The sequence below is a fragment of the Desulfobulbus sp. genome (assembly GCF_030824455.1).
Lineage (GTDB): Bacteria > Desulfobacterota > Desulfobulbia > Desulfobulbales > Desulfobulbaceae > Desulfobulbus.
This window is the reverse complement of record NZ_JAVBXR010000012.1, coordinates 1-6,608: the sequence shown is the minus strand read 5'-3', so window position 1 is coordinate 6,608 and position 6,608 is coordinate 1. Positions and strand designations below refer to the sequence as shown.

Sequence of the window (6,608 nt, the reverse complement as noted above, 5' to 3'; positions counted from 1 at the left end):
CGCCGTCTGTTCCGTGGTCGCACCTACGTCTTTCCGATACGCTGGCAATCGACCAAGGGTTCGGCTGGTTATTCACCTGCCTGCAGGAACGAATGGAAGCCTGGCGTCTGCCACAAACCGAAGGTCAAGTGCGGTGACTGCTCCCAGCGCTTACTGTTGCCGGTGACTGATCAGGTACTCTTTGACCACCTGTCTGGAAAACATACCGTCGGGGTTTACCCACTCCTGACTGATGACGCCTGCTTTTTCTTGGCTGCTGATTTCGACCAAGCGGACTGGCGCGAAGACGCCCGCGCCGTCATGCAGTCCTGCCGCGAGTTGCATATTCCTGCGGCCCTCGAAATCTCTCGTTCTGGAAACGGCGGGCATGTCTGGATCTTCTTTGCCGAACCGGTTCCGGCACGTCAGGCCCGCCAACTTGGCGCAGCCCTGATCAGCCGCACCTGCGACCGCACCCGGCAAATATCCCTTTCAAGTTATGATCGCCTTTTTCCCAACCAGGACACCCTGCCCAAGGGTGGATTCGGCAACCTGATCGCCCTTCCCTTGCAGAAACAACCCCGCGAGCAGGGCCGCAGCGTGTTTGTTGATGAGAATTTTGCACCCTATCCGGACCAGTGGGCGTATCTGGGCTCGATTCGACCGCTCTCCAGAACAGATCTTGAAGACGCTGTCCTGCGAGCCAGCGATGGCCGCAGTCCGCTGGATGTTGGCTTTGCTGTCGACGAGGAGGACAGCAAGCCGTGGATGCGTCAACCCGCAGTTTCACCGCGAATTTTGGGGCCGTTGCCGGAATCGCTGCACCTGGTGCTGGCCAATCAGATCTTTATCGCCAAGGCCGCACTCCCCCAGCCGCTGGCGAATCGACTGATTCGCCTGGCCGCTTTCCAGAACCCGGAGTTCTACAAAGCCCAGGCCATGCGCCTGCCCGTGTGGGACAAGCCGCGCATCATCGGCTGTGCCGAGAATTTCCCCCTGCATATCGGCTTGCCTCGGGGATGCCTTGATGCAATGCTTGCGCTCTTGCAGGAAAACAATATCCGTGCAGAGATTGAGGATCAACGTTTGCCTGGTCGCCCAGTTGCTGTCAAATTCACCGGCACGCTCAGAACGGATCAGAAAACAGCCGTGCGAACCATGCTGCAGCATGAGGTCGGCGTCTTGTGCGCACCCACGGCCTTCGGCAAGACGGTAACCGCCGCCGCCCTGATTGCCCGGCGCAAGGTGAGTACGCTGGTGCTGGTCCACCGCACCGAACTGCTGCGGCAATGGCAGGAACGGTTGTTTGGGTTTCTTGAAGTTCCCAAAGACGCGCTGGGAGTTATCGGTGGCGGCAAGAAAAAACCTTCCGGCAAGATTGACATTGCCGTCATGCAGTCCCTGTCGCGGCGGGAGGACCTAGCGGAACTGCTCGATGGCTACGGGCAGATCATCGTCGATGAATGTCACCATCTCTCAGCCTTTTCCTTCGAGTCAATCCTCAAGCAGGCCAAGGCCCATTATGTGGTTGGTCTCACTGCCACACCGGTTCGGCGCGACGGTCATCAGCCGATTATCTTCATGCAGTGCGGACCGATACGTCACAGCGCAACCAAGGCCGAGAATGCGCCGACACAACTGATGGTGTTGCCGCGAGCTTTGCCTGCTCCCGAGATGCCGCTGAACGCTCCCATCCAGGAAGTCTTCCGTGTTCTGGTGAGTGATGTGAAACGCAATCGCAGAATCGCCGACGACGTATTGGCGGCGTCTCGGGAGGGCCGCAAAGTCTTGGTGTTGACCGAACGGACCGAACATCTGCAATTCCTGCACGAGGCGCTGGAGGATGAAGTCGCACACTGCTTCGTGTTGCACGGACGTCTGGCAAAGAAACAACGGGCTGCCATTTTGGCCGAACTTGAAGCCCTGGACGACGCGGCCCCACGAGTGTTGCTGGCTACCGGCCGCCTGATCGGCGAAGGGTTCGACCATCCGCCGTTGGATACCCTGGTGCTGGCCATGCCGATTTCCTGGAAGGGAACACTGCAGCAGTATGCGGGTCGCCTGCACCGGGAGCATGCCGGGAAACAGGATGTGCGCATATATGATTACGTCGAATGTGATCAACCGCAACTCACGCGGATGTGGGAAAAACGCCAGCGTGGCTACCGGGCCATGGGGTATCAGATCAAGATGGATTCGCCGATTGCACAAGAACCGTGAACATGAAATTGCGTGGCAGACCGCTTTGAAGTTGAGCTGATCGGGGTTGGGGCTTGCTTAGGGATTCGTGCAGCAGCGGCTGGCAAAAAATCAGGCGAGGCCTTGTCGGTATGTCAGGAAATCAGGTTCTTTCGTGGATGGCTCGGCAGAGATGAGTCGCTGATTCCATTACCATTTCAACAATGCAACGCGTTTGTTTGTCCCAGTCCCTCCGAGCCAAGGGAAAAATCGCAGACAAGGACCGAGATTCTCCCTTGGTCAAAATGCCGCAGCGTTTTGGCTGGCCCCCACGAAATGTTCCCATGCGGCGCATGGCAAACAGAGAACGAGAGCTGGCCGGCGACCGTAGCCCGGATACAGCCTGCGGAATCCGGGGGTTGATGTGAGGTGTTCCCGGATTCCGTTGCACTCCATCCAGGCTACACAGGTTAGAGGGTGTGGCATATCGACGAGCACAGCAAGGAGGAATCTCGTTATATCAAGGGATTTCTCACTTCGCTCGAAATGATCACACCTCCTCGACGAGGTTTTGCTGTGCGCAGCATGCGCTCGTTTGCTTTAGAAATACAACGTCAATCCAAAACGCAGGGAGACCTTTATTTTGACGTGCCAAGTCAATGAATTACAGCGCGGAACGAACATCAAGCCGCTTTGCCCAGCAGCGTCAACAACCGTTCGTGGATGGCGTCGAAACCGCCGTTGGAAAGGATGACCACCACGTCGCCGCTGACGCAGATGCGGGACAATTGATCAAGGATGGCCTCGGTGTCCGGGCAGGCCTGGGCGTTGACGCCTCGGGCGCGGAGATCGGCCGCCAGTTGGACGGAGGAAAATTGTTCGTTGAGGGGAATCGAGTCCAGCGGCATATGTTCGCGAATCAACACTTGATCAGCCGCTGAGAAAACCGAGGCGTAGTCCTGTTGAAACACGGCCCGGCGACTGGAGTTGGTGCGCGGTTCAAAGACCACCAGCAGCCGGTTGTCCGGCCAGGCCAGACGCAGGGCGTTGAGCGTCTCGCGGACCGCGGTGGGATGGTGGGCAAAGTCGTCGACCACGGTGACGCCGCCAGCCACGCCGCGAATCTGTTGCCGCCGCTTGACTCCTTCAAAGGCAGCCAACCCGGCCACAATGGCGTCAAAAACAAAACCCAGTCGGTTGAGCAGGGCAATCACCGCCAGGGCGTTAAGGCTGTTGTGCAGGCCCGGCATGGGCAGACGGCAGCGGCCAAGCAGGCGCCCGTGATGGTAGACCGCAAAATCGCTGGCCAACCCTTGCACCTTGAGATCATCCAGCCGCCACTCGCAGTCAACGCCTGTGCCGTAGCCAATCACCGGGCACCGGGCAGCAGCAGCCAACTCCGCCACCACCGGATCCTCCATGTGGGCCACCAGCGCGCCTTGGGGCGGGATGCGGCCAATGAACTCGGCGAACGAGGCCTTGATGGCGTCCAGATCGGCAAAGATGTCGGCGTGATCGAACTCCACCGAGGTAAGTATGGCGCAGTGCGGCCGATAATGCTGAAATTTTGAAACCTTGTTGAAGAAGGCGGTGTCGTACTCGTCGCCTTCGACCACGAAATACGGGCCGTCGCTGACGTTGGAGTTGCGGCCAAAGGCCTCGACCAAACCGCCGATCATAAAACCCGGCGTAGCGCCGATGCGATGCAGGGTAGTGGCAAGCAGCGAGGAGGTGGTGGTTTTGCCGTGGGTGCCGGCAACCACCAGCGACGTCTTGCCCTCAAGAAAAAAATGGCCCAGGGCCTGCGGCATGGAGAGATAGGGAATGCGCAGCCGCGCCAATTCCATTGCCTCGGGATTGGTGACGCGCACCACGTTGCCGACGATCACCAGATCAGGACGGGCGGCAAGATTGGCCGCCTGGTAGCCGGCCATCACCTCGATGCCCAGCCCGGCAAGGAAATCAGACATGGGCGGATAGACGTTCTGATCCGAGCCGGTGACTAAAAAGCCCTGCTGCTGGAGGATGGCGGCCATGGCGGCCATGCCGGTGCCGCAAATGCCGATCAGGTGGATGTGCCGGGGGTCGATCGGCGCGACATTCAAGGCCGGATCAAGCAACGCGCCGCTCATTTGGAACGCACCGTGCGCTCAATCGCCCGATACACGCGCTCAAAGGTCTGGTCAAAGGAAGACGGCGTCAAGCGGCCCACTTCGATAAACTTGACCACGATCTCTTTGGTCACCTTGAAAATGGCCTCGTCGGTCACTTCCTGCCGCATCGGCTGTTTGTTTTTGTCCTCACCGCTCACATTCGCACCCTTCTGTTGCCTGGCAATAAAAAAACCCCTGTTACAGGAAGAAGGCCAATTCTTACCCAGTTGTAACAGGGGCAACCACTCTCACACGGAAAAAACCTCGCCAGCATTCCCCGGGAGGTCATGGTTTTCTTTGTTGCAAAGGAGAGGAAGCGCCGCAGCCTTCCCCGCCCGATCATCAGTGTTTTTCCAGCGCCTGATAATCAATCGCCTCGCCATAGGCGAGCAAATCTTCCCTAGCGATCTGCCGTCCCTTGATGGTGACCACAAAGCGGGAGGCCACGACCACGTAGAGTTCGCCGCTCTTTTTGGCGGAGTCGTATTTCAGGATGGCCCGCTGTCCCTTCAGGGTTTCCAGCTTGCCGCCGCCGGCCCCGGCAAACATCGGATTGTTGACCATCATCAACACCGACTGCAGCACCGGCGAATCGGAGACGATCTCCACGCTGACGGCTGACGTCCCTTTCTTATAATCCCGGCTGACCGTGACGCCGCCGCCAAGGATAGCCGCCCCCAAGGCCTGAGCGCTGGCCTCTTCGCCTTCCCATCCGGACAGCGGCTTGGGCAGCAGGGCCTTCATGCGCTCGCTCTTCTGCTGGCGAACCAACTGGGCGGCGTAGTCGAGGTTGGACGCGGCCCCGGTGTAATCGCCGGTTTCGTACTGTCTGGTCGCCTCCTTGATGGCGCTGAGCACATTGTCCTCGGCCCGCAATGGTTGCGCACACACAACAAGGGTCAACAGCAAAATGGTCCGCGTCAGGATTTTTTCAAGCATGGGTCTCCAAACAGTGGCGCTGGGGGGGAATTTTTCTGCTCTGTGATACCAGGAGGCGCTGGAGGTGTCAAGCAAAGATCAGGACTTGGCCGGCGCCGGAAACCCTGGCAAACCAAAAACTAACTCATCAAAATAGGGCACTTTCACTCTCTTCCCCGAAACGTCGGCCCATGCAGCCGACCGACCGGGGCGGTTGTCGTCGCCCGAAAATCGAAGGCCGTCTCGCCCTGCCCTGCGGCTCTCAGTACTTCAAAGGCTTTACGCGACGCGCTCTCTGGGCTCGCCCTTTGCCTTGGCGAACCACATCCGGGTTGACAAGCTCCGCCTCACTCCGTTAGGCTTGAACCTCTCAACAGCGTCGGTGTTCGCGGACGTCCACGCCGGTCCTCTATCCCTCCACCTTCAACCAGGATAATGCCGTGGCCCAGGAAATCGAACGCAAATTTCTGCTCGCCGGCGACGGTTGGCGAGGCCTTGCCGTGGGGGTCGAATATCGCCAGGGCTATCTCTGTGCCGCAAAGGAACGCTCGGTGCGGGTGCGGATTGCTGGCGACCGGGGGTATCTTACCGTCAAAGGCGCGACTGTCGGCGCATCCCGAAGCGAATATGAATACGAAATCCCGCTGACGGACGCCCGCGCCATGCTCGAAGATCTCTGTCCGCAGCCACAGATCGAAAAGAAACGCTACGCCATTGCCTACCAGGGGTTTGTCTGGGAGGTTGACGAATTTTTTGGCCTCAATCAAGGGCTGATTGTGGCGGAAATTGAATTGGAACACGAAAACCAAACCTTTACTCGACCCGACTGGATCGGCGAGGAGGTCACCGGCGACGCCCGCTACTACAACGCCGCCTTGTGCGCCCATCCTTATTCATCCTGGCAACAGCCTGCGGTTGCCGACAAAAGCACGAACAGTTGAAAAGAGTGTCTGGCTACACCGCAAATGCGCGGCCGCAGTGCGGGCAAACTTCTTTTTCGTAAATGTTCTTATTTAAGATTGACACACAGCAAGAGCATCGACTAGTCTTATGAGCACGATGATTGCCGCTCGGCAATCCTGGCCTGCACCATGATCGTCAATCTTTCAGAGAGGAGGTTCCGATGCCACAGGACAAGAAAAAACTCACCACCAACGCCGGCGCACCCGTTCCCGACAATCAAAACGTCATGACCGCCGGACCGCGCGGCCCGCAACTGCTCCAGGACGTCTGGTTCCTGGAAAAACTGGCCCATTTCGATCGCGAGGTCATCCCGGAGCGACGCATGCACGCCAAGGGCTCTGGAGCGTTTGGCGTCTTTACCGTCACCCACGACATCACCCCCTACACCCGCGCCAAAATATTTTCTGAAATCGGCAA

General features: G+C 58.6%; 6 protein-coding genes. 3 read left to right on the top strand and 3 right to left on the bottom strand.

Annotation, left to right across the window (positions count from 1 at the left end):
• A partial coding sequence (locus tag RCH93_RS01835; protein WP_306546529.1) for a DEAD/DEAH box helicase family protein occupies positions 1-2,199 on the top strand: 2,199 nt, incomplete at its 5' end.
• A gap of 641 nt (positions 2,200-2,840) precedes the next feature.
• Here the strand turns inward: RCH93_RS01835 and mpl are convergent.
• The 3 genes from mpl to RCH93_RS01820 all read right to left on the bottom strand — a co-directional run bounded on the left by mpl (position 2,841) and on the right by RCH93_RS01820 (position 5,249).
• Positions 2,841-4,289: a UDP-N-acetylmuramate:L-alanyl-gamma-D-glutamyl-meso-diaminopimelate ligase gene (gene mpl / locus RCH93_RS01830; RefSeq protein ID WP_306546527.1), complete on the bottom strand. Its 1,449-nt coding sequence runs from the start codon at positions 4,287-4,289 to the stop codon at positions 2,841-2,843.
• Positions 4,286-4,468, bottom strand: a complete 183-nt coding sequence (locus RCH93_RS01825; protein WP_306546525.1) for a hypothetical protein — start codon at positions 4,466-4,468, stop codon at positions 4,286-4,288. Before RCH93_RS01825 ends, mpl begins: the two co-directional genes overlap by 4 nt.
• A gap of 184 nt (positions 4,469-4,652) precedes the next feature.
• Positions 4,653-5,249, bottom strand: coding sequence for a hypothetical protein (locus RCH93_RS01820; protein ID WP_306546523.1), 597 nt, complete (start codon positions 5,247-5,249; stop codon positions 4,653-4,655).
• 419 nt (positions 5,250-5,668) lie between these two features.
• Here RCH93_RS01820 and RCH93_RS01815 point away from each other — a divergent pair, with 419 nt between their 5' ends.
• Together RCH93_RS01815 and RCH93_RS01810 are read left to right on the top strand one after the other, a co-directional pair.
• Positions 5,669-6,169: a CYTH domain-containing protein gene (locus RCH93_RS01815; protein ID WP_306546521.1), complete on the top strand. Its 501-nt coding sequence runs from the start codon at positions 5,669-5,671 to the stop codon at positions 6,167-6,169.
• Between the two features lie 182 nt (positions 6,170-6,351).
• Positions 6,352-6,608, top strand: a 257-nt coding sequence (locus RCH93_RS01810; protein WP_306546519.1) for a catalase, incomplete at its 3' end; no start/stop codon positions are given.